The organism is Mesorhizobium sp. 2RAF21 (assembly GCF_052115345.1).
Lineage (GTDB): Bacteria > Pseudomonadota > Alphaproteobacteria > Rhizobiales > Rhizobiaceae > Mesorhizobium > Mesorhizobium terrae.
In genome coordinates this window covers 1-21,102 of the sequence record NZ_JBFRGM010000036.1, presented here as the reverse complement: position 1 = coordinate 21,102, position 21,102 = coordinate 1, and the positions used below count along the sequence as shown (strand labels likewise).

20 protein-coding genes are annotated in these 21,102 nt (G+C 63.8%); 6 read left to right on the top strand and 14 right to left on the bottom strand.

Translation table 11 applies throughout. The features are described from left to right. Window positions 1-175: 175 nt before the first annotated feature. Together AB4136_RS32195 and AB4136_RS32190 are read left to right on the top strand one after the other, a co-directional pair. The gene (locus tag AB4136_RS32195; RefSeq protein ID WP_137900684.1) at window positions 176-415 is read left to right on the top strand and encodes a hypothetical protein; all 240 of its coding nucleotides are present in this window, start codon (window positions 176-178) and stop codon (window positions 413-415) included. A gap of 374 nt (window positions 416-789) precedes the next feature. Further along, a complete protein-coding gene (locus AB4136_RS32190) occupies window positions 790-1,095 on the top strand; it encodes a DUF982 domain-containing protein (RefSeq protein ID WP_024926747.1) in 306 nt (101 codons plus the stop codon). Between the two features lie 155 nt (window positions 1,096-1,250). Here AB4136_RS32190 and AB4136_RS32185 read toward each other — a convergent pair whose 3' ends face one another. The 5 genes from AB4136_RS32185 to AB4136_RS32165 form a co-directional block, all read right to left on the bottom strand. Continuing rightward, the gene (locus AB4136_RS32185) at window positions 1,251-1,505 is read right to left on the bottom strand and encodes a GlsB/YeaQ/YmgE family stress response membrane protein (RefSeq protein WP_024926746.1); all 255 of its coding nucleotides are present in this window, start codon (window positions 1,503-1,505) and stop codon (window positions 1,251-1,253) included. Between the two features lie 284 nt (window positions 1,506-1,789). Further along, window positions 1,790-2,041 carry a hypothetical protein gene (locus AB4136_RS32180; protein ID WP_137900685.1) on the bottom strand — a complete coding sequence of 84 codons (252 nt, stop codon included), beginning with the start codon at window positions 2,039-2,041 and terminating at the stop codon, window positions 1,790-1,792. A gap of 47 nt (window positions 2,042-2,088) precedes the next feature. Then, on the bottom strand, window positions 2,089-2,709 hold the full coding sequence (locus tag AB4136_RS32175; protein ID WP_137900686.1) for a ribonuclease D: 621 nt from the start codon (window positions 2,707-2,709) through the stop codon (window positions 2,089-2,091). Window positions 2,710-2,720: 11 nt separating this feature from the next. Continuing rightward, a complete protein-coding gene (locus AB4136_RS32170) occupies window positions 2,721-4,106 on the bottom strand; it encodes a M20/M25/M40 family metallo-hydrolase (protein ID WP_024926743.1) in 1,386 nt (461 codons plus the stop codon). Between the two features lie 274 nt (window positions 4,107-4,380). Next, window positions 4,381-5,313, bottom strand: a complete 933-nt coding sequence (locus AB4136_RS32165) for a lipid kinase (RefSeq protein WP_275040868.1) — start codon at window positions 5,311-5,313, stop codon at window positions 4,381-4,383. Window positions 5,314-5,953: 640 nt separating this feature from the next. On the opposite strand from AB4136_RS32165, the gene AB4136_RS32160 reads away from it, so the two are divergent. From AB4136_RS32160 to AB4136_RS32150, 3 genes are read left to right on the top strand one after another with little or no spacing between them, the layout of a single operon-like run. Beyond that, complete coding sequence (locus AB4136_RS32160; protein ID WP_036253606.1) at window positions 5,954-6,430, top strand: GNAT family N-acetyltransferase; 477 nt, start codon at window positions 5,954-5,956, stop codon at window positions 6,428-6,430. Continuing rightward, window positions 6,318-9,524, top strand: a complete 3,207-nt coding sequence (gene polA / locus AB4136_RS32155) for a DNA polymerase I (RefSeq protein WP_395408820.1) — start codon at window positions 6,318-6,320, stop codon at window positions 9,522-9,524. Before AB4136_RS32160 ends, polA begins: the two co-directional genes overlap by 113 nt. A 10-nt stretch (window positions 9,525-9,534) precedes the next feature. Next, window positions 9,535-9,963 (top strand): GFA family protein, encoded by a 429-nt coding sequence (locus AB4136_RS32150; protein WP_024926739.1) that lies wholly within the window; start codon window positions 9,535-9,537, stop codon window positions 9,961-9,963. A gap of 34 nt (window positions 9,964-9,997) precedes the next feature. On the opposite strand, the gene AB4136_RS32145 is transcribed toward AB4136_RS32150, so the two are convergent. The 8 genes from AB4136_RS32145 to AB4136_RS32110 all read right to left on the bottom strand — a co-directional run bounded on the left by AB4136_RS32145 (window position 9,998) and on the right by AB4136_RS32110 (window position 17,946). Beyond that, window positions 9,998-10,423, bottom strand: coding sequence for a Fur family transcriptional regulator (locus AB4136_RS32145; RefSeq protein WP_024926738.1), 426 nt, complete (start codon window positions 10,421-10,423; stop codon window positions 9,998-10,000). Between the two features lie 172 nt (window positions 10,424-10,595). Continuing rightward, entirely contained in the window at window positions 10,596-11,642 is a 1,047-nt protein-coding gene (mgrA, locus tag AB4136_RS32140; RefSeq protein WP_024926737.1) for an L-glyceraldehyde 3-phosphate reductase, read from the bottom strand. 113 nt (window positions 11,643-11,755) lie between these two features. Further along, a complete protein-coding gene (locus AB4136_RS32135; protein WP_024926736.1) occupies window positions 11,756-12,895 on the bottom strand; it encodes a Gfo/Idh/MocA family protein in 1,140 nt (379 codons plus the stop codon). A gap of 10 nt (window positions 12,896-12,905) precedes the next feature. Beyond that, the gene (locus AB4136_RS32130) at window positions 12,906-13,652 is read right to left on the bottom strand and encodes a sugar phosphate isomerase/epimerase family protein (protein ID WP_024926735.1); all 747 of its coding nucleotides are present in this window, start codon (window positions 13,650-13,652) and stop codon (window positions 12,906-12,908) included. 60 nt (window positions 13,653-13,712) lie between these two features. Then, the gene (locus AB4136_RS32125; RefSeq protein ID WP_024926734.1) at window positions 13,713-14,807 is read right to left on the bottom strand and encodes an ABC transporter ATP-binding protein; all 1,095 of its coding nucleotides are present in this window, start codon (window positions 14,805-14,807) and stop codon (window positions 13,713-13,715) included. Window positions 14,808-14,809: 2 nt separating this feature from the next. After that, the gene (locus tag AB4136_RS32120; protein ID WP_441932244.1) at window positions 14,810-15,718 is read right to left on the bottom strand and encodes a carbohydrate ABC transporter permease; all 909 of its coding nucleotides are present in this window, start codon (window positions 15,716-15,718) and stop codon (window positions 14,810-14,812) included. Window positions 15,719-15,720: 2 nt separating this feature from the next. Then, window positions 15,721-16,611, bottom strand: coding sequence for a carbohydrate ABC transporter permease (locus AB4136_RS32115; RefSeq protein ID WP_024926732.1), 891 nt, complete (start codon window positions 16,609-16,611; stop codon window positions 15,721-15,723). 96 nt (window positions 16,612-16,707) lie between these two features. After that, complete coding sequence (locus AB4136_RS32110) at window positions 16,708-17,946, bottom strand: ABC transporter substrate-binding protein (protein ID WP_024926731.1); 1,239 nt, start codon at window positions 17,944-17,946, stop codon at window positions 16,708-16,710. A gap of 345 nt (window positions 17,947-18,291) precedes the next feature. Between AB4136_RS32110 and AB4136_RS32105 the strand changes: the two genes are divergently transcribed. Then, entirely contained in the window at window positions 18,292-19,332 is a 1,041-nt protein-coding gene (locus AB4136_RS32105; protein ID WP_024926730.1) for a LacI family transcriptional regulator, read from the top strand. 7 nt (window positions 19,333-19,339) lie between these two features. On the opposite strand, the gene AB4136_RS32100 is transcribed toward AB4136_RS32105, so the two are convergent. Continuing rightward, on the bottom strand, window positions 19,340-20,599 hold the full coding sequence (locus tag AB4136_RS32100) for a S41 family peptidase (protein WP_051515447.1): 1,260 nt from the start codon (window positions 20,597-20,599) through the stop codon (window positions 19,340-19,342). Between the last annotated feature and the right edge of the window lie 503 nt (window positions 20,600-21,102).

Sequence of the window (21,102 nt, the reverse complement as noted above, 5' to 3'; positions counted from 1 at the left end):
GGCCGACCAGGCGCGGGCGTTGCCCAAAAATACGTCATTTGCCGTATGTGCCCAGCCTCAAGGGCCGTTCATTGAAGGCGCCGGTGTCGCGTCGAAGGCGCGGGCGCGACACGGCGCCGTCGGCGCCTGCTCAGCGCCATGGATGGCCCTGGGCCAAGTGATGAAGGGAAAGATCATGAAGACGATTGTGGCTGCGGCCATCGCGTCGCTGATGCTGTCGGGAGCAGCTTTCGCCGCCGCGCCGATGATGGGCAATGGACCGAAACCGTCGGTGCAAGCGACCGGACAGGGCGATGTCCTGCTCACCGCGGGTTCCAAGGGCACGCGCTCGCATACGGGCACGTCCAGCTCCGGCAAGCCCAGCGGCCAGGGCCCTGTCGGCACCCCCAGCAAAGGAGCCTGCGCCGGCTGCTGACACGATTATCGCGAGAACATTCAAGACGTTTGCCGCCCGTCCCGGTTCGCCGGGGCGGGTTTTTCACGCCGGAACCGCAGACGGCAGCCGTCAACTACTCTGTAAAAACAGACTATATAACTCTTTCGTGATCGAACGTATCGGAACCTTGTTCGACCGCCACCGTTAGTGGGCGCTTCCTGGGGATTCTCATCCCACTCGAAGTCAGGCATGTCCCTCCATGCTCTGCAACGGCCCGCCGCAACACCCCCTGCGACGGGCCGTTCAATTTTTAAATCCACACATCACTCTTGCGACACGGAGCCTTTGTTCGGCCCTCATGCTGGAGTATAGTGGCCCTAATCAAAACGTTCTGACTGTTTGGGAGGTAGTCCATGAACCGCCTGCAGTTTGTCGTGCCGGTCCGCCTTTCGCATGGCCCGGGTCATCCGATGAAGGAAATTGACAGTGTCGAGGAAGCGACCGCGTTTCTGCGGGCGTGGCCGGCGGGTCGCCGCGGGCCGGTCTACAATTGCGCGCTGAACTGCTGCCTCGCCGCCGAGGCCGGTCAGCTGAGCGCTGACGACGCCCGCAGATCTTTCGCCGGCTTCATCCGCATCAGCGGCATGGTCGTCGATGACAGAATGGGCCCATACGCGGTCGACCACAGCCACGAACGGCCGATGCGCCGCAGCGCCTGAGGGGTCGGGCCTGCCTGCCACGGGGACAGCCGGTTTTGTTGAAGAGCATTTCCAGGAAGCGCGCTTCCTGGAAGCGATCGGCCTGCGCGACTGGCGCGTCAGGCCGTGTTGGGTACGTCGAGCCTAGTTGACCCGGTCGAGATTGGTTGACCCGGTCAAGCCTGCTTGACCAGCCGGATCAGCACCAGAAGGATGATCGCGCCGATGGCGGCGTGGATGATCGAGGCGATGATGCCGCCGCCCAGGCTGATGCCCAGTCGCGGGAACAGCCAGCCGGCGATGAAGGCACCGACGATACCGACGACGATGTTGCCGATCAGGCCGAAGCCGAAACCCTTGACGATCAGGCCGGCCAGCCAGCCGGCGACCGCGCCGATGACGAGGAAGACAATCAGACTTTCGACACCCATGATATTCCCTCCGGAACATGGGCTGAAACGCGCCGAAGCTGCGAATCAGGCCCCGGTTGCAATGCCGGAACGATAATTCAACCTGTGGGGAAAAGCCAAGCATGGGGTGGCGCGCCTTCTCCCCTTGCGGGGTGAGAACCCGGTTCGCCGGAGGCGAATTGAAAGATCCAGTGGACCTTTCAAAGGGTTCGAACGCCCGAGGCTATGCCGAGGGCTAGGAGCAAGATGCAATCCTGCCCCTCGCGGAGCTCGGGGCGTTCGAAGCTCGAAAAGCGCGGACAGCCTCAGCCGTCGTCGTCATCGTCGCCCGAAGCCGGGCGCCAGCTCGTCGGATCGATCTTCTTCTGGGTATGGCCGTCGATCGCCGCCCACCAACCGACATCGTTGGGATCGACATCGCCGCCAAGCGCTTTCAACCGCTCGGCGGAACGGTATTGCGCGATCGACTCGTTCATCACACCGTTGCCGTCCGTCCAGTAGACGGTGACCTTGGAGCCGTCCTTGGGTGCGGTCGCGATCGGTTGTCTGGCAGCCATCGTCAAGCCTCCATCAGCCCGGCGCCGGCATGGACAACCCGCGCCGGTCAGCTGTGGGCGAAGATATCCTCTTCGTCCCAGCCCATCAGGTCCAGTTTGGCACGGGTCGGCAGGAAGCGGAAGCAGGCTTCGGCCTCCCTGGTCCGGCCGTCGCGCGCCAGCCGTCCGGCCAGCACGTCGCGCAGCCGGTGCAGATAAAGCACGTCGGAAGCGGCATATTCGAGCTGTTCCGGCGACAGCGTCTCGGCCGCCCAGTCGGAAGACTGCTGCTGCTTCGACAGGCTGACGCCGAGCAGTTCCTGGCAGATGTCCTTCAGGCCATGGCGGTCGGTGTAGGTACGCACCAGCCTGGACGCGATCTTGGTGCAGAACACCGGCTCGGGCATGACGCCGAAGGCGTTATAGAGCACGGCAAGGTCGAAGCGGCCGAAATGGAACAGCTTGGTGATCTTGCGGTTCTTCAGAAGCGCGGTGAGGTTCGGCGCCTTCTTCTGGCCGGCCGCGATCTGGATGACGTCGGCGGAGCCGTCGCCGGGCGAAATCTGCACCACGCAGAGCCGATCGCGATGCGGGTTCAGCCCCAGCGTCTCGGTGTCGATGGCGACCGCGTCGACATCGTAATGGGCAAGGTCGGGCAGGTCGTTTTTGTGAAAACGGATGTTGCTCATGGTCGGTCTGCTCAGCGGGTCAGTGCGTCGAGGATGCGCGCCCAGGAGCGCTGCCCCTTGTGGAAGGAGCTCATCTCGTACTTCTCGTTGGGTGAATGGATGCGATCGTCCGACAGGCCGAAACCGACCAGCAGCGATTCCATGCCGAGGAAGGTCTGGAAGTCGCCGACCACCGGGATCGAACCGCCGCTGCCGATCATGACGGCCGGCTTCGGCCATTCGTCCGACAGCGCGTCCTTGGCCTTGGTCAGGAAGGGCGATTCGTAGGAAAGCTGGATTGCCGGCGAGCCGCCATGCGGATGAAACTCGACGGAGCAGTCGGCGGGCAGCCGCTCCTCGACGAATTTGCGGAAGGCGGCGCGGATCTTGTCGGGATTCTGCTTGTGCACGAGGCGGAAGGACACCTTGGCCGAGGCTTCCGCCGCGATCACCGTCTTGAAGCCCTTGCCGGTGTAGCCGCCGGTGATGCCGTTGAACTCGGCGGTCGGGCGCGCCCAAACCAGTTCCAGCACCGAGCGGCCTTTTTCGCCCGACGGAACCGACAGGCCGATCGGGCCAAGGAAAGTCTCGGTGGTCTCGCCCAGTTGCTCCCACGATTTCAGCACCTGCGACGGCGTCTCCTCGACGCCGTCATAGAAGCCGGGAATGGTGACACGACCGGTCTCGTCATGGATGTCGGCCAGGATCCTGGCCAGGATGCGGATCGGATTGGCGGCGGCACCGCCATATTCTCCCGAATGCAGGTCGCGATTGGCGGCCTTGACGGTGATCTCCTCGCCGACGAGGCCGCGCAGCGTCGTCGTGATCGCCGGCGTGGTCTCGTCCCACATGCCGGTATCGCAGACCAGCGCGAAATCGGCCTTCAGTTCCTTGGCGTTGGCATCGAGGAACGGCTTCAGCGACGGCGAGCCGCTTTCCTCCTCGCCCTCGAACAGGATGGTGACGCGGCAGGGCAGCGAACCGTGCTCGGCCTTCCAGGCGCGGCAGGCTTCCACGAAGGTCATCAACTGGCCCTTGTCGTCGGCCGACCCACGGCCGGTGATGACCTTGCGGCCGGGCTCGGTCTCCTTGATCTTGGGATCGAACGGATCGTCGTGCCAGAGATTGAGCGGGTCGACCGGCTGCACGTCGTAATGGCCGTAGAACAGCACATGCGGCGCGCCGGCCGGGCCGTCGTGATGGGCGACCACCATGGGATGGCCGGGCGTGTCGCGCACCGCAGCGTCGAAGCCGATGGTCTTGAGGTCCGCCACCAGCCACTCCGCCGCCTTGCGGCAGTCGGCCGAAAAAGCCGGATCGGTCGAGATCGACTTGATCTTCAACAGATCGAACAGCCGCGCCAGGCTCTGGTCGAGGCTTTTGTCGAGACGGTCGAGGACGGGGCTGAGAGCGGTCATTGCGGGCCTTCCGATCAATCAAGGACGATTCCGCGGCGACCCTAATGGAAGAGCCTGTGGAAGGAAACCGCCAGCGACCCTCTGGCTCACCGTTCCGTCTCCGCTGCAATTTCGAAGGAGTTTGAAAATTTGGAAGACTGCGTGGAAATCGATCAGGCCGAGGCGAAAATGGCGAGGCGCGAGCACCGAAGCGGAGCGTACTTTCAGTACGTGAGCATCGGAGCGCAGCGGCTTGCCATTTGCAGCCCGGCATCATCGATTTCAAGGCAGTCTGTCAGTCGTCGGTGCCTTCCGGCGCATAGACCGCGATCGCTTCCGGATGCACGAGGAAGGAGGCCGGCGTCGACGTCACGATCTCGCCGTCGGTGTTCACCGGCTGCGGCGTACGGGTGGTGACATCGAACTGCACGCAGCGCGCCGTCCGCACCTCGTTCCAGGCGCCATGCGTGCCCGAGCGGAACGAGCGCAGCAACAGCGCCAGCTTCCACACATTGCGCATTTCCAGGCTGTAGAGATCGAGGAAGCCGTCGTCGATGGCGGCACTCGCCTCCACGACATTGCCGCCGCCATAATGGCGGCCGTTGCCGACGGCGATCTGGAAGGTCTTCACCTTGACCATCTCGCCCTTCTCGCGGATCCAGGCGGTGAAGGGCCGCGCCTTGTAGAGCACGCGCGCCGCGGCAATGGCGTAGCCGAGCCGTCCCCAACGCTTCTTCAATTCAGGCCGCAGCCCTTGCGCGAGCTGCGTGGAGAGCCCGATGCTAGCGACGTTGAAGAAGGCATGGCCGTTGACCGAGCCGAGGTCGATGCGGCGCTGGTAGCCTTTCACGATGACGTCCGTCGCCTGCATGATGTCCATCGGCAGGCCGAGCGTGCGGGCAAGGTCGTTGGCGGTGCCCATCGGCAGTATGCCCATCGGCAGGCCGCTTTCCATCACCGCCATGGCGCCGGACGAGACGGTGCCGTCGCCGCCGCAGATGATGATGCAGTCGGCCTGTTCGCGCAGCCGGGTGATGTCGCGGGCAAGTTCAGGCAGTGCCGAGAACGGCTCCACCGTCACGTCCAGCCCACCGGCCCGCAAGCGGTCGAGAATACCGTCGAGCGGCATGTCTCCGCGCCGCGCCTTGGCGTTGACGAGCAGCAGGGCGCGCCGTTTTGCGGCCTTCGGGGTTTTCCCGGTCGCGGTTTTCTGGGCTGTGTCGGGGATGATCCTGCTCCCAAAAAAGTGCCGCCGTGGTGGAGGGGGAACCACGGCGGCGCTACTCGAAACAATGCGGCAGCCCGGAGAGGGGGAAAGGCTGCCGCAGGTGTCCGGCATAGGCGGGGGACGGGCCTTGTTCCGGACTTCGGCGAAAACTGCCGATGGGTCATATTTGTGGTCGCGAACATGGCGATTCAAGGGCGCCAACATTACACTTTTGTAACATGCCCGTGAGGGGTGGTGATCGGCCTTTCGGGCCGGTGCCAGGTCCGCCGTTGTTGTGCCGGCAACGGCCGCACGGCTAGGTCTGGAACAGGGTCTCAACCCTTTGGTGGATTGCCGGCAATCTTTTGTCGGTGTTGTTCGACGGGCAGGCCGCCGATGCCCCCAATACCTCGTTTCGACCTCGTTTATGACCTCGTCGATAATCACGAAGGTCGTCGCCGGATCCTTGTTGAGAACCTCGAGAATATCTTCGACATGATCCGCCAGCGGCGATCGACCTTCACCATCCGCCGACCAATGTCAGTTGTGAGCATCCCACCCTTTGCAGAAGGGGCGTGGGGCACCTAACTTCCGACAATCCAGCAATCACTATGGCCGGCAAATCAAAATGGCCGGCAAATCAAGATGGAATGACCGATCCATGCCCCTGCATGTCCGAGCCGCCCTGCCGCAAGACGCGGGCGCGATGGCGCGAATCCTGAACGAAATCGTCGAAATCGGTGGGACAACGGCGCACCGTGGGCATTTCGACGAGCAGCGCATCGTCGATTACTTCATCTCGCCACAGCTCGGAATCAGCTGCTTCGTGGCGCTCGAAGGGTCGCAGTTGCTAGGGTTCCAGTCGCTCGAATGGTCCGACCCCGATTGGCCGGGCGACCGGTTGCCGGCCGACTGGGGGATTGTCGCGACCTTCGTGGATCCTCATGCCCACAAGAGAGGCGCTGGACGGGCATTGTTCGCCCACACGTCGGAGGCCGCGAAGATGGCCGGCGTCAGCTTCATCGATGCGACCATCCGCAAGGAAAATACCGGCGGCCAGGCATTCTACCAGGGGATCGGCTTCACCGACTATCGCGACGGACCCGAGACCATCTCCAAGCGATTTGCGCCTCTCTAGGCGCCTGCAACCCGACACGGGCCAACGACTTGTCAGGAGACGGCGGCACGGTGGCCTAAACCATGGACAGCCGCCCATTGCCGGGCTACCCGTATCGGCCATGAAAAAAGGCGATCATCTCTTCCTTGTCGACGGCTCCGGCTACATCTTCCGCGCCTATCACGCGCTGCCGCCGCTGACCCGCAAATCCGACGGCCTGCCGGTGGGCGCCGTGTCCGGTTTCTGCAACATGTTGTGGAAGCTGATGCTGGATGCGCGCAACACCGACGTCGGCATCGTGCCGACCCATTTCGCCGTCATTTTCGACTATTCGTCCAAGACCTTCCGCAACGAGCTCTATCCTGAATACAAGGCCAACCGCTCGGCGCCGCCGGAAGATCTGATCCCGCAGTTCGGGCTGATCCGCCAGGCGACGCGCGCCTTCAACCTGCCCTGCATCGAGATGGAAGGCTTCGAGGCCGACGACCTCATCGCCACCTATGCCCGCCTCGCCCGCGAGGCCGGCGGCGACGCCACCATCGTCTCGTCCGACAAGGACCTGATGCAGCTCGTCGGTCCCGCCGTCGGCATGTACGACCCGATGAAGGACCGCCAGATCGGCATTCCCGAAGTGATCGAGAAATGGGGCGTGCCGCCGGAAAAGATGATCGACCTGCAGGCGCTGACCGGCGACTCGGTCGACAACGTGCCGGGCGTGCCCGGCATCGGCCCGAAGACAGCCGCGCAGCTTCTGGAACAGTTCGGCGACCTCGATACGCTGCTCGCCCGCGCCGGCGAGATCAAGCAGGACAAGCGCCGCCAGTCGATCATCGACAATGCCGACAAGGCGCGCATTTCGCGCGATCTCGTCACGCTGAAGATCGACGTGCCGGTGACCGAGGGCCTCGACGCATTCGTGCTGCAGGAGCCGGACGGACCGAAACTCATCGCCTTCCTCAAGGCCATGGAATTTTCAACGCTGACCCGCCGCGTCGCCGAAGCGACCGGCACCGAGGCCGGCGAGATCGAGGCGGCAACTGTTGCCGTCGAACTCGGTCCCGACGTGCATGGCCCGGATGTCGGCTCGGCGGGCGGCCCCTCATCCCCTGCCGGACCTTCTCCCCGTAAAGAACGGGGAGAAGGGGGAAGCACCAGCGCTGGCGCCCCCCTCTCCCCGTCCTTACGGGGAGAGGGTAAGGGTGAGGGGCAGGACACGCCCTCGCAACTTTCGGCCCAGCGCGCCGAGGCCGCCGTCGCCGCAAAGATCGACACCACCGCCTACACCGCGATCCGCGACGTCGCCACGCTCAAGGCCTGGGTGGCGGAAGCCACGGAAGCAGGCGTTGTCGCCTTCGACACCGAGACCACCTCGCTCGACCCGATGCAGGCCGAGCTGGTCGGCTTCTCGCTCGCCACCCGCGCCGGCCGTGCCGCCTATGTGCCACTCAACCACAAGAGCGGACGCGACGACCTGCTCGGCGGCGGACTGGTCGAGAACCAGATCCCGATCCGCGACGCGCTGGCCGCGCTGAAACCGCTACTGGAGGACCGCTCGGTCCTCAAGATCGCGCAGAACCTGAAATACGACCTCGTCATCATGAACCGGCACGGCATCGACGTCGCGCCCTATGACGACACCATGCTGATTTCCTACGTGCTCGACGCCGGCACCTCCGGAGGCCACGGCATGGACGCGCTGTCGGAGAAGTGGCTCGGCCACAAGACGATCCACTTCAAGGATGTCGCCGGCTCCGGCAAGAATTTCGTCGGCTTCGACCAGGTCGACATCGACCGGGCGACCGCCTACGCCGCCGAGGACGCCGACGTCACCTTCCGGCTCTGGGAGGTGCTGAAGCCGCGCCTCGCCGCCAAAGGCATGGTGTCGGTCTATGAACGGCTGGAGCGGCCGCTGGTGCCGGTGCTGGCCAAGATGGAACAGCGCGGCATCTCGGTCGACCGCCAGATCCTGTCGCGCCTGTCCGGCGAGCTGGCGCAGGGCGCCGCGCGGCTGGAGGACGAGATCAATGTGCTCGCCGGCGAGCGCTTTAACATTGGCTCGCCCAAGCAGCTCGGCGACATCCTGTTCGGCCGCATGGGCTTGCCCGGCGGCACCAAGACCAAGACCGGCCAGTGGTCGACCTCGGCGCAGGTGCTCGAAGACCTCGCCGCCGAAGGCCACGAACTGCCGCGCAAGATCGTCGACTGGCGCCAGCTCACCAAGCTGAAGTCGACCTATACCGACGCCCTGCCCGGCTTCATCAACCCCGACACCAAGCGCGTCCACACCTCCTATGCGCTCGCCGCGACGTCGACGGGGCGCCTGTCGTCGTCCGATCCGAACCTGCAGAACATTCCGGTGCGCACCGCCGAGGGCCGCAAGATCCGCACCGCCTTCATCGCCGACAAGGGCAACAAGCTGATCTCGGCCGACTACAGCCAGATCGAGCTGCGCGTGCTTGCCCATGTTGCCGAGATCCCGCAGCTGAAGCAGGCCTTCGCCGACGGCGTCGACATCCATGCCGTCACCGCGTCGGAAATGTTCAACGTGCCGGTGGAAGGCATGCCGTCCGAAGTGCGCCGCCGCGCCAAGGCCATCAATTTCGGCATCATCTACGGCATCTCGGCCTTTGGGCTGGCTAACCAACTGTCGATCCCGCGCGAGGAGGCCGGCGCCTACATCAAGAAATATTTCGAGCGCTTCCCCGGCATCCGCGACTATATCGACACCACCAAGGAATATGCGCGCGAGCACGGTTATGTGGAGACGGTGTTCGGCCGCCGCATCCACTATCCCGAAATCCGCTCGTCCAATCCTTCGGTGCGCGCCTTCAACGAGCGCGCCTCGATCAATGCGCGTCTGCAGGGCACCGCAGCCGACATCATCCGCCGCGCCATGGTGCGCATGGACGATGCGCTGGCCAAGGCGAAATTGTCAGCCCGCATGCTCTTGCAGGTGCATGACGAACTGATCTTCGAAACCGTCGAGGCGGAAGTCGCGGCGACCATCCCGGTCGTGCGCGACATCATGGAAAACGCCGCCATGCCGGCCGTCTCGCTGTCGGTGCCGCTGCAGGTCGACGCCCGCGCCGCCAACAACTGGGACGAGGCGCACTAAGGCCGGCGCGATGGACCGGTCGGAAGGAAAAGCCCGACTGCTTGCCGGCGGCTGCTTCTGCGGAGCCGTCGGTTACGAGGTCGAGGACGCGTTCGGCTACGCCGCCAACTGCCACTGCTCGGGCTGCCGGCGCGCGACGGGCGCCGCCTTCAAGCCCTTCGCAGGCATCGAGGTCGACAAGCTGCGCCTGACCAGGGGCGAGGACAAGCTCCTGATCTTCGGCGACAGAAACGCCGCCCATGACCGCCACTGTGCGCAATGCGGTTCGCTGCTCTATTCGGTGGTGCACGACAACGCCTATGCTCATGTCGCGATGGGCACGCTGATCGACGCGCCGTCGATCCGCCCGGACCATCACATCTTCGTCGGTTCGAAGGCGCCCTGGTTCACCATCACCGACGATTTGCCGCAATATCTGGAGCATGCCGGCGTCGACTGACCAGCCGGGAGAATGGTCGCTGCGATCGAAGGGACTACGCCGCCGCGTCGGTCCGGCATTTGGCGCAGGTGCCGCGGAACTCGATCACCGCCTTCTTGGCGACGAAGCCGGACGAACCAACCCAGTCGCTCAGCTTTTCGCCGATCTTCTCGTCGCAGAATTCGGTGACCTGGCCGCAGCTGTCGCAGATGGCGAAAGCGGTCATGCCATGGCTGTGGCCATGCGCATGGCCATGATCGTGCGGGTCGGCGCAGGCGACGAAGGCGTTCAGGCTTTCCAGCCGGTGCACGTAGCCTTCCTTCATCAGCGTATCGAGCGCGCGGTAGACCTGCAGCGGCGCGCGAAAACCGCGTTCGCGCAGCTGGTCGAGCAGCGTGTAGGCGCTCAGTGGCGCATTCGCCGCTTCCAGCTTTTCCAGCACGCTCTGCTGGTTCTTGGTCAGCACGCTTTTTGCCGTCATCATCCCACCCTCGATACTCTTTCCGGCGGCGTGCCGTATGGACCGGCCAGCCGTCTGCCCCAGAAATAAGCATGAATCGCCGATTTTGCCACCGGCCTGTTTTTCGGCGAGGGGAGCGACGGCTCTGAACATGAGGAAGTGCGGGGCAGAGAAGCCGCCCCCCGCTATCCCATCACTTCCTGGCCGCGCCCGCCCGTTCCGACGAAGCCGCCCACAGATTGATGTTGGCCTCGCGCGCGAAGCGGTCGATCTCGCCAAGCTCGGCTTCGCTGAATTCGAGGTTCTTCAGCGCGCCGACGCAATCCTCGACCTGCTCCGGCCGGCTGGCGCCGATCAGTGCGGAGGTGACGCGGCCGCCGCGCAGCACCCAGGCCAGCGCCATCTGCGCCAGCGTCTGGCCGCGCTTTTGCGCAATCGCGTTGAGGCCGCGGATGTTGGCCAGCGTCGGCTCGTCCAGGAAGGACTGGCGCAGCGACTTGCCCTGCGTGGCGCGGCTGCCCTCGGGCACGCCGCCGAGATATTTGTCGGTCAGCATGCCCTGCGCCAGCGGCGAGAACACAATCGAGCCGATGCCAAGCCCGTCCAGCGCGTCGAGCAGCCCGTCTTCCTCCACCCAGCGGTTCAGCATCGAATAGCTGGGCTGGTGGATGATGCAGGGCGTGCCAAGTCGCTTGAGGATGTCGGCCGCCTCGCGGGTGCGCTGCGAATTGTAGGACGAGATGCCGGCGTAAAGCGCCTTGCCCGAACGCACGGCGTGGTCCAGCGCGCCCATCGTCTCTTCCAGCGGCGTCTCCGGGTCGAAGCGGTGCGAATAGAAGATGTCGACATAGTCGAGCCCCATCCGTTTCAGGCTCTGGTCGAGGCTGGCCAGCACATATTTGCGGCTGCCCCACTCGCCATAGGGCCCGTCCCACATTTCGTAACCGGCCTTGGTCGAGATGATGAGCTCGTCGCGATAGCCGGCGAAATCGCCGCGCAGGATCTCGCCAAAGGCAACCTCGGCCGAGCCGGGCGGCGGGCCGTAATTGTTGGCAAGGTCGAAATGGGTGATGCCGAGATCGAACGCCTTCTGGCAGATGGCGCGCTTGACCCGGTGCGGCGTGTCTTCGCCGAAATTGTGCCAGAGCCCCAGCGAAATCGCTGGCAGCTTCAGGCCGGTACGGCCGCAGCGGTTGTAGATCATCGACTGATAGCGGTCGGCGGCGGGAGCGTATGGCATCATGGTTCCTTGGATAGGATGTTCCGCAAACGAATGCGTCCTTCGAGGCGAACCCCGAAGGACGCAGCTATAGTTCAATCGGCGGCTCAGACAAACTGCCGTCCCGAGGAATTCTACTTCTTGGCCAGCAGCGCCTTGGCTTCCTTGACGCCGAGCGCCGCCGGCCGCTCGCAGGTCGTCTGCATGGTCACGAACTTGCCGGTTTCGCCGGATTTCAGCAGGCTGGTCATCACATCCACCGCATGCAGCGCCAGTTCCATCGAGCAGCGATGCGGGCGGCCCTCGGTTATCGCCAGCGCCATGTCGGCCAGACCCGCCGTGCGATAATTGGCCATCATGCCATGTCCGTGCTTTTCATTGGCGACGCCGAAGGGATGCGGCCATTTCGGCAGCCCCTTCACCGGCTTGTCTTCCTTGGTGTAGACGACCTCGCCGCCGAAGAAGTTCGGGTCCGGCACGAAGACCGTGCCTCTTTCGCCATAAAGCTCCATCGGCGCGTGGCCGTGGCTCCACACGTCCCAGCTGGTGTTCAGCGTCACCACCGCGCCATTGGCGAATTCCAAAAGGCCGTGGATGGTGGTCGGCGTGTTGACCGGTATCTTTTCGCCGGCGCGCGGCTTGGACGAAATGGTGCGCTGCTTGGCCGGTATCGAGGCCAGCGCCGCGACCCGCCTGACCGGGCCGATCAGCTGGATCAGGTTGGTGACGTAATAAGGGCCGATGTCGAGCACCGGGCCGGCGCCCGGCTGGAAGAAGAAGTCCGGATTCGGGTGCCAGTGCTCCATGCCGTGGCTCATCACCGTGCAGGTGCCGCCGGTGATCTCGCCGACCTTGCCCTCGTCGATCAGGCTGCGCACCAGCTGATGCGCGCCGCCAAGGAAGGTGTCCGGCGCCGAGCCGATGCGCAGGCCCTTCTTCGCCGCCCGCTTGCGCAGGTCCAGCCCCTCCTGCAGCGACAGCACGAACGGCTTTTCCGAATAGACATGCTTGCCGGCATCGAGCACCCGCCTGGACACCTCGTAATGGACGGCCGGAATGGTCAGGTTGACGACGATGTCGATGTCGTCGGCCTTCAGCAATTCGTCCACCGTCGCGGCGCGCAGCTTGAATTCCTTCGCCCGCGCCTTGGCGGCATCCATGTTGATGTCGGCGCAGGCCCGCATCTCGATGCCACGAAACAGCGGCGCCAGCCTGAAATAGGCCGCCGAAATGTTGCCGGCGCCGATGACGCCGATCCCCAGTTTCTTTGCCATCGTCGTTCTCCTAGAAAGCCCTGGCCGCTTCGATCGACCGGCGCGCGAAACGCTCGATGTCGTTCGGGTTGTCCTGTTCCATGATGAAATATTTGGCGGCACTGCGTTGCTTCAGCGCCTTGGTCAGCTTCGACCAGTCGATGGTGCCGTGGCCGACATCCGACCAGCCATCCTCGTCCAGTCCCTGGCCGGGCTTGGCGATGTCCTTGACGTGGACGGCGGCGATGCGCCGGCCATGCCGTTCGATCCAGGGCAGCGGGTCGGCGCCGCCGCGCACTACCCAGGCGACATCCATCTCCCAGCCGATATTGGGCGCCGCCGAGAGGATGTGCTCCTGCGGGATCGAGCCGTCCGGCAATGCCTTGAATTCGAAGTCGTGATTGTGCCAGGCGAAGGTGTAGCCGGCCTTCTTGGCCGCCTCGCCGACCTTGGCCAACCGCTCGCCGAAACCGCGCCAGCCGGCGGTGTCGGCCGGACGCGCCTCCGCCACCAGATAGGGGCAGATCAGCAGCTTGATGCCGAGCGTGTCGGCCGTTTTGCGCACGCCCTCGAAATCATGCTCCAGCGCCTCGATCGAAAAATGCCCGGTCGGCATGGCAAGCTTGTTCTTGTCGAGCTCGGCGCGGAAGGCCTTGGGGTCGTCATAGACCCCGCCAAAACCTTCGACCTGCGCGTAGCCCAGGCTGCCGAGCAGTTTCAGCACCTTGTCCCAGGGCTGGAAGTTGCGGGCGCTGTAGAGTTGAAATGACCAGTCCATTTTCCTGTCCATTCTGCTGGGGGGTCTGCTTGTCGGGGTGGATTTTTGAGGTCTCGAGGGTCAGAGCCGGTTGCCGTCTTCGCCGAACAGCGAGGCGCGCAACGGATCGAAGCCGATCTCGACCTGTTCGCCGGTCCGCGGCGCCCGCTCGGAGGGCACGCGCACGGAAAGGCTCTGCGCGCCGAGCCGTCCCCAGACCAGCGTGTCGGAACCCATCGGCTCGACGACATCGACATTGGCCTTGGCCGAAAACGGCCAGCCCGAGCCGGAATTGAGGCCGATATGCTCCGGCCTGATGCCGAGCACCGCCGGCCCGGCAACCGGCTGGCGGTCGAAGGCGTAGGTGGAGAGCGGCACCGTCAAATCGCCTGAGGTGAAGCGCCAGCCGCCGTCGCCGTCCTCCAGCCTGCCGTCGACGAAATTCATGCCGGGCGAGCCGATGAAGCCGGCGACGAAGCGGTTGACCGGGCGGTTGTAGATCGCCTGCGGCGCGTCGAGCTGCTGGATCACCCCGCCGCGCATGACGGCGATGCGGTCGGCCAGCGTCATCGCCTCGATCTGGTCGTGGGTGACGTAGATCATGGTGTTGGCCAGCCGCTGGTGCAGGCGCTTGATCTCGACGCGCAGTTCCGAGCGCAGCTTGGCGTCGAGGTTCGACAGCGGCTCGTCGAACAGGAACACGTCGACGTCGCGCACCAGCGCCCGGCCGATCGCCACCCGCTGGCGCTGGCCGCCGGACAATGCCGCCGGCTTGCGTTGCAAAAGCGGCTCGATCTGCAGGATTTCGGCGGCCCGCGCGATGCGCTTGCCGATCTCTTCCTTCGGCGTGCCGGCGACCTTCAACCCGAAGGAGAGGTTCTTCTCCACGCTCATCTGCGGGTAGAGCGCATAGGACTGGAACACCATGCCGATGCCGCGGTCCTTCGGCTCCTCCCAGGTGACGTTCTTGCCCTTGATGAAGATGCGGCCGTCGGAAATGTCGAGCAGGCCGGCGATGCAGTTGAGCAGCGTGGACTTGCCGCAGCCCGACGGTCCGAGCAGCACGATGAACTCGCCCTCGGCGATGTCGAGATTGAGCGATTGCAGCACCGAAACCGTGCCGAAATTCAGCGACAGCTCCTGGATGGAAACGCTGGTGTTGGCGGTTGCGTCCATGCTCAGCCTTTCACCGCGCCGGCCGCGATGCCGCGCACGAACAATTTGYCGGAGACGAAATAGACGATCAGCGGCACCAGGCCGGTGAGCAGCGTGGCGGCCATGTTGACGTTGTATTCCTTCACGCCCTGCACCGAATTGACGATGTTGTTGAGCTGCACCGTCATCGGATAGGTGTCGGGCCGCGTGTAGACGACGCCGAACAGGAAATCGTTCCAGATGCCGGTGATCTGCAGGATCATGGCGACGACGAAGATCGGCACCGACATCGGCAACATGATGCGCAGGTAGATGCTCCAGAAGCCGGCGCCATCGACGCGCGCGGCCTTGAACAGTTCCTCCGGCAACGAAGCGAAATAGTTGCGGAAGAGAAGCGTCAGGATCGGCATGCCGAAGATGGAATGCACCAGCACCAGCCCGGTCAGGCTGCCATAGAGGCCGATTTCGCGCAGGATGATGACGATCGGGTAGAGCATCACCTGATAGGGGATGAAGGCGCCGACGATCAGGATGGTGAAGAACAGCTCCGAGCCCTTGAAGCGCCAGTTGGCGAGCGCGTAGCCGTTGACCGAGGCGATGGCGATCGACAGGATCACCGAGGGCACGGTGATGCGCACCGAATTCCAGAAACCGCGCGAAAGCCCATCGCAGTTGAGGCCGGTGCAGGCGCTGGCCCACGCCTTCGCCCAGGGCTCGAAGGTGATCTCCAGCGGTGGCGAGAAGATGTTGCCGAGCCTGATTTCCGGCATGCCCTTCAGCGACGTCACCACCATCACGTAGAGCGGCAAAAGGTAATAGGCGGCCACCACGAACAGCGTGCCGTAGAGAAAGATGTTGCGGCGCGAGAAGGCGTGCCGGGGTTTGGGTCCGCGCGGACCCTCGGCTGCCGGCAGAGTGGCGGACACAGCCATGGTCAGCGCCTCCGCCCGAATTCGAGATAGACCCAAGGCACGATGACGATGGCGACCGACAGCAGCATCATCGTCGAGGCGGCGAAGCCCTGGCCGAGATTCTGCGCGAAGAACATGTAGTCATAGACATATTTGGCCGGCACCTCGGAAGCGATGCCCGGCCCGCCGCTGGTCTGCGCCACCACGAGGTCGTAGACCTTGACGATGCCGGCCGCGATAATAACCAGCGTGGTGATGAGCACCGGCCGCATCATCGGCAGGACGATGAACAGATAGGTCTTCCAGGCCGGGATGCCGTCCACCCGCGCCGCCTTCCAGATGTCCTCGTCGATGCCGCGCAGCCCGGCCAGCATCAGGCACATGACGAAGCCGGTGCCTTGCCACAGCGCGGCGATCAGGACGCCGTAGATGACGATGCTGGAATTATAGAGCGGGTCGAAGGTGAAGCTTGTCCAGCCGAGCGAGCGCACCACCGCCTGCACGCCGAAATCCGGATTGAGCAGCCATTGCCAGACCACGCCGGTGACGACGAAGGACAGCGCGAAGGGATAGAGGAAGATGGTGCGCAGCGTGTCCTCGAAGCGGATCTTCTGGTCGAGCAGCGCCGCCAGCACGAAGCCGATGACCAGCGAGAAGATCAGCGACAGCACGCCGTAGATCGCCAGGTTCTCGATCGACACCAGCCAGCGCGGTGTCGCCCACAGCCGCTCATACTGGTCGAGCCCGACAAAGGTCAGCCGCGGCAACAGCTTGGAATTGGTGAAGGAGTAGAACACCGTCCACGCCGTGCCGCCGACGAAGATGACCAGTGCGGTGAGCACCATCGGCACCGAGGCGATCTTGGCGCTGAGGTTGCGGAACAGTCTGCTCGGTCGCTTGGTTGCGCTGGCCATGATGTCACCCGCCATGGGTCTGTCGAGCCTCTAGGTGTTCCGGCCCCGCCACGATGGCGGCGGAACCGGAAACCGGGAGGATGGGGCGCACCAGGATCAGTCCGCCTTGGCGATGATGGCGGCGAAGCGCTTCTGCGCCTCCTCGACGGTCAGGTCCTGCTTGGCGAAGAATTCGGAGAACAGGTCCTCCTTCTGCTTCTGCGTGTCCTGCGACAAAAGCTGGTCGGTCCACTGGATGACGCTGCCCTTGGCGAGGATGTCGAGCCCCTTCTTCATGCAGTCGTTGGCGGCCGTGAGGTCGACGTCGCCGCGCACCGGCAGCGAACCCTTCTTCAGGTTGAAGGCGACCTGCGTCTTGGGGTCGAGCAACGTCTCGGCCAGCACTTCCTGCGCCTTGGCCTTGTCGGCGTCCTTCAAAAGCGGGAAGTAGAAGGCATCGCCCGCGGTGGCGATGGTGGCGTTCATGCCAAGCCCGGGAAGGCAGGTGTAGTCCTTGCCGGCGACCTTGCCGGCCACCTGGAATTCGCCCTGCGCCCAGTCGCCCATGATCTGGCCGCCGGCCTTGCCGGTGATGACCATGTTGGTCGCCTGGTTCCAGTCCTGCACATTGGTGTTCTTGGCCATCTTGCGGGCGGCGTCGGCCGCCTTGAACACCTTGGCGATCTCGGGCCCGGCCGCGAAGGTGGCGTCCTTGTCCTTGTTCACCTTGAGGAAGGCGTCGGTGCCGCCCACCGCCATCATCAGCACGTCGAACGCTCCGGCCGCCTGCCAGGCCTGGCCGCCCACGGCGAGCGGCACGATGCCGGCCTTTTCCAGCGCGGGCGCGGCGGCGACATATTCGTCCCAGTTCTTCGGCACCGGCACGCCGGCCTTGGCGAAGGCCTCGTTGGACAGCCACAGCCACTGCCAGGAGTGGATGTTGACCGGCACGCAATAGATCTTGCCGCCGACCGTGCAGGAATCGAGCAGGCTCTTCGGCCGCACCACTTCGGTCCACTTTTCCTTGGTGGCGACATCGGTCAGGTCGCGCATCAGCCCGGCCTGGATCAATTCCTCGGCCTGGCGGCCGTGGTTGAACTGCGTGGCGCCCATCGGGTCGCCGCCGGTGATGCGGGAAATCATGATCGGGCGCGCCGTGCCGCCGGAGCCGGCGATCGCACCGTCCACCCATTTGTTGCCGGTCGCGTCGAATGCCTTGGCGAGTTCGGCGACGGCCGCGGCCTCGCCGCCCGACGTCCACCAATGGGTTACTTCGAGATCCGTCGCGTAAGCAGTTCCGGCGCAGCTGAGCGCGGTTGCGGCGGCCAGCGCGGCCGCCGTCATCATCTGTCTCATTTCGATTCCTCCCAAAATCTGAAACGTTACAGATTTTCGATAAGGCAATTGCGCCGCCATGGCAATACCCGCCGGTCGACGCTGCCGGACTATTTTTCGAAGATCGACAAAATTCGACATTTATGGAGCATTCAATCGATTTCGCGGCGCAATATCGGTTATTGCGGTGCAAACGACGCCATTCCAGGGCCCTTGCGAACCGGAAACCGCCCCGTCGGCCAGTCACCATCTGGAATATCTGTAACGTTTCAGTATATTAGTGTTTCAACGGTGCGCAGGGCCAGGCGACACATTCGACGATTGTCGTCGTCATCGGCGGCTGATATGCGCGCTGCGGGCAGGGCCATGGACAGATCGAGCCGCAATAGAGACGAGGACGAGACGGAGGCCGGCCGGCCGACGCTGAAGACGCTCGCCTTCATGACCGGCCTTGGCGTCACCACCGTGTCGCGGGCACTGAAGGACGCACCGGAGATCGGCGCCGAGACGCGCAAGCGCGTACAGCTCGTTGCCCGCCAGATCGGCTACCGCCCGAACCGCGCCGGCGTGCGCCTGCGAACCGGCAAGACCAATGTCATCTCGGTCGTGCTCAACACCTCAGAGCAGATCGGCGGCTTCCTATCCGATTTCATCTACGGCATTTCCGAGCAGCTGGCGGCGACGCCCTACCACCTGGTCGTCACGCCCTATTCGCACAACAACGACCCGATGGAGCCGATCCGCTACGTGGTGGAGACCGGTTCTGCCGACGGCATCATCATCTCGCGCACCGAGCCGCAGGACCCGCGCGTGCGTTATCTGACCGAGCGCGGTTTCCCCTTCGCCGCCCACGGCCGCACCTCGATGGGCATCGAGCATCCCTATCACGACTTCGACAATTACGCCTTCGCGCGGCTGGCGGTGCGGCGGCTGGCCGAACTCGGCCGCAAGCGCCTGGCGCTGTTGGCGCCGCCCCCCGCGCTCAACTATCACCGTCACATGCGCGACGGCTTCATCGACGAGATGGCCGAGCACGGCCAAAGCGAGGCGCCGTTCTCGGCGGTCGCCAGCGACAACACCATCGACGAGATCCGCAGCCACACGATCAAATTGATGCGCCGCACGGCCTGGCCGGACGGCATCGTCTGCGGCGCCGGCGGGCCGACCTTCGCGCTGATCGCCGGCATCGAGGCGGCCGGCTTCAAGCTCGGCCGCGACGTTGACCTCGTCGCCAAGGAATCCTTCAACCTGCTGCAATTGGTGCGGCCGGAAATCCATGTCGTGCACGAGGATTTCCGCCTCGCCGGCAGCGATCTCGCCACCGCCGTCATGCGCCGCATCGCCGACATGGCCGCCCCGCCGATGCAGCGACTGGTGGTGCCGACCGAGGTGATTGCGCCGAGGTAGCGCTTGTTCAGTTCGATGTCGTGCTAGTTTCCATCGCGCAGCGTCTTCGCTCCGGGGGCAGGAACCGGCGCCAAGGACTGACGCCGGAAAGCTGTCTCGTCATTTCCCCTATCGCGGCGTGGAGTTGCGGATCGTCTCCCATCGCATAGGGAACGAGCGTCTCCACAATCTCGTCTGGCATCACGCCTTTGCCCTCAAGAACCTCGTCGTCAACTCGGACCGTCCCGGCGGCCAACATCAAAAGACTATTGTCCGGGAGCAAATAGGCGCGTCCACCCAACACAGCCCCTGCGGTTTTCTTGCCAATGAGGGTAAAGCCGCGCCTTTTGATTGCGCAGGCCAACACCTCGCTATTACTGCGTGTTCCCTCGTCGACGAGGACAACAATTGGCTTGCGCCACGCCGTTTGCCACGGGAAACTTTGCCCATCTCGCATCGTGATGGATATATCCGAAAAATCCTCCAGTAGCATTGTCGGAAGTTCGCTCGAAAACCCACCCCAGCGCCCCCGTAGATCAAGGATCAAACCTTGAGCGCCGCTCAAAATCCCATCACGCAGCATCGCTTCCACAGCGTCATTGGTCTGCCGGGATGCAAGTGTCCAAAGCCTTAGATAGCCTATCTCATAGCCGCTATTTTCTACGATCCGACCGCTGGCTCTCAAAGCGTCGAAATACATCCTGACGGGTTGGATTGAAGTGACCGTCACCGGTATATTCATGGGCTGCGCATTGGCGGCGCGCCTCACCGTGACAGCCACGACTTTCCCCGCCTTACCCTTAAATGACCCGATCTCGTCGAAAGGCTTGCCATCGACAGCCAGAAGCTCGTCGCCGACGAGAATTCCAGCTTTCTGTGCCGCTGCTCCATCATACACGTCGGTGACGAAACGCTTGCCGTCAATGATGGCCGTGTTAAACGCGATACCGTCGTATTTGGCTTCGCCGTCTGGTGGGAACACCGACTGGTAGATACTTTTCCAAGGCCCGTAGATACCCGCCACCTCATAATAATCGACGGTTCCGGGCATGAAGCGGTGCGTATGAGATGCGTGCAGATCGGCCAAAGCCTTGTCGATATCCGCATTTGTCGGATGCTTGCCGGCGAACGACGGAAAATCGACCGGTTTATAAAAGTCGCGCTCGATGAACTCCTTGATGAGCTTGGTCACATCGTCGCCAACAGGTTCCTTGTCGGTTTTGCTCGCAGCCTGTGCCGCGAACGCCCAGCAAATCAGGATAGACGCTAAAAGCCAGCTTGCCCGCATGTTCCCCCCAAACCCGAAGCCAGCGAACGATAGCTCAACTCCGGTGCATCGCGAAGCCACTGCTCGCCAGCAACCAACGACACCCTCGTCCCTCGCAAGGGCAAGGCAATCCATACAGCTGCCAGTGGATTTCGAAGAGCGATCCATGCAGCCCGTCATTCCCGACCGCGTGAGCGAGGAACGAGCGGAGCGTGCCGGGAATCCATGCCTGAACGATGACGCGTCGGCGCGGCGCAAGATGTGGATTGGATGCGTGGAGGAAGACGCAAGCTCAAAGAAAGAACGCTGTCCGTTCAATCCCTTGCCGAAAACCGCACGAGAAATCGCGCGCGGATTTGCCCACACGTTCGGGGCTTGCACGACAATCGGCGCATCGCCCTCACGGGAACCTGGTGCGCACCGGGTATCAGGGAGGGCGCCGGTGCCGGACTGGCAGCGCTAACGGTGGCGCTGTCTGGTGACGAGCCCTAAGTCCGGGCCCTGGAAAAACCCGGCCGCCGAAA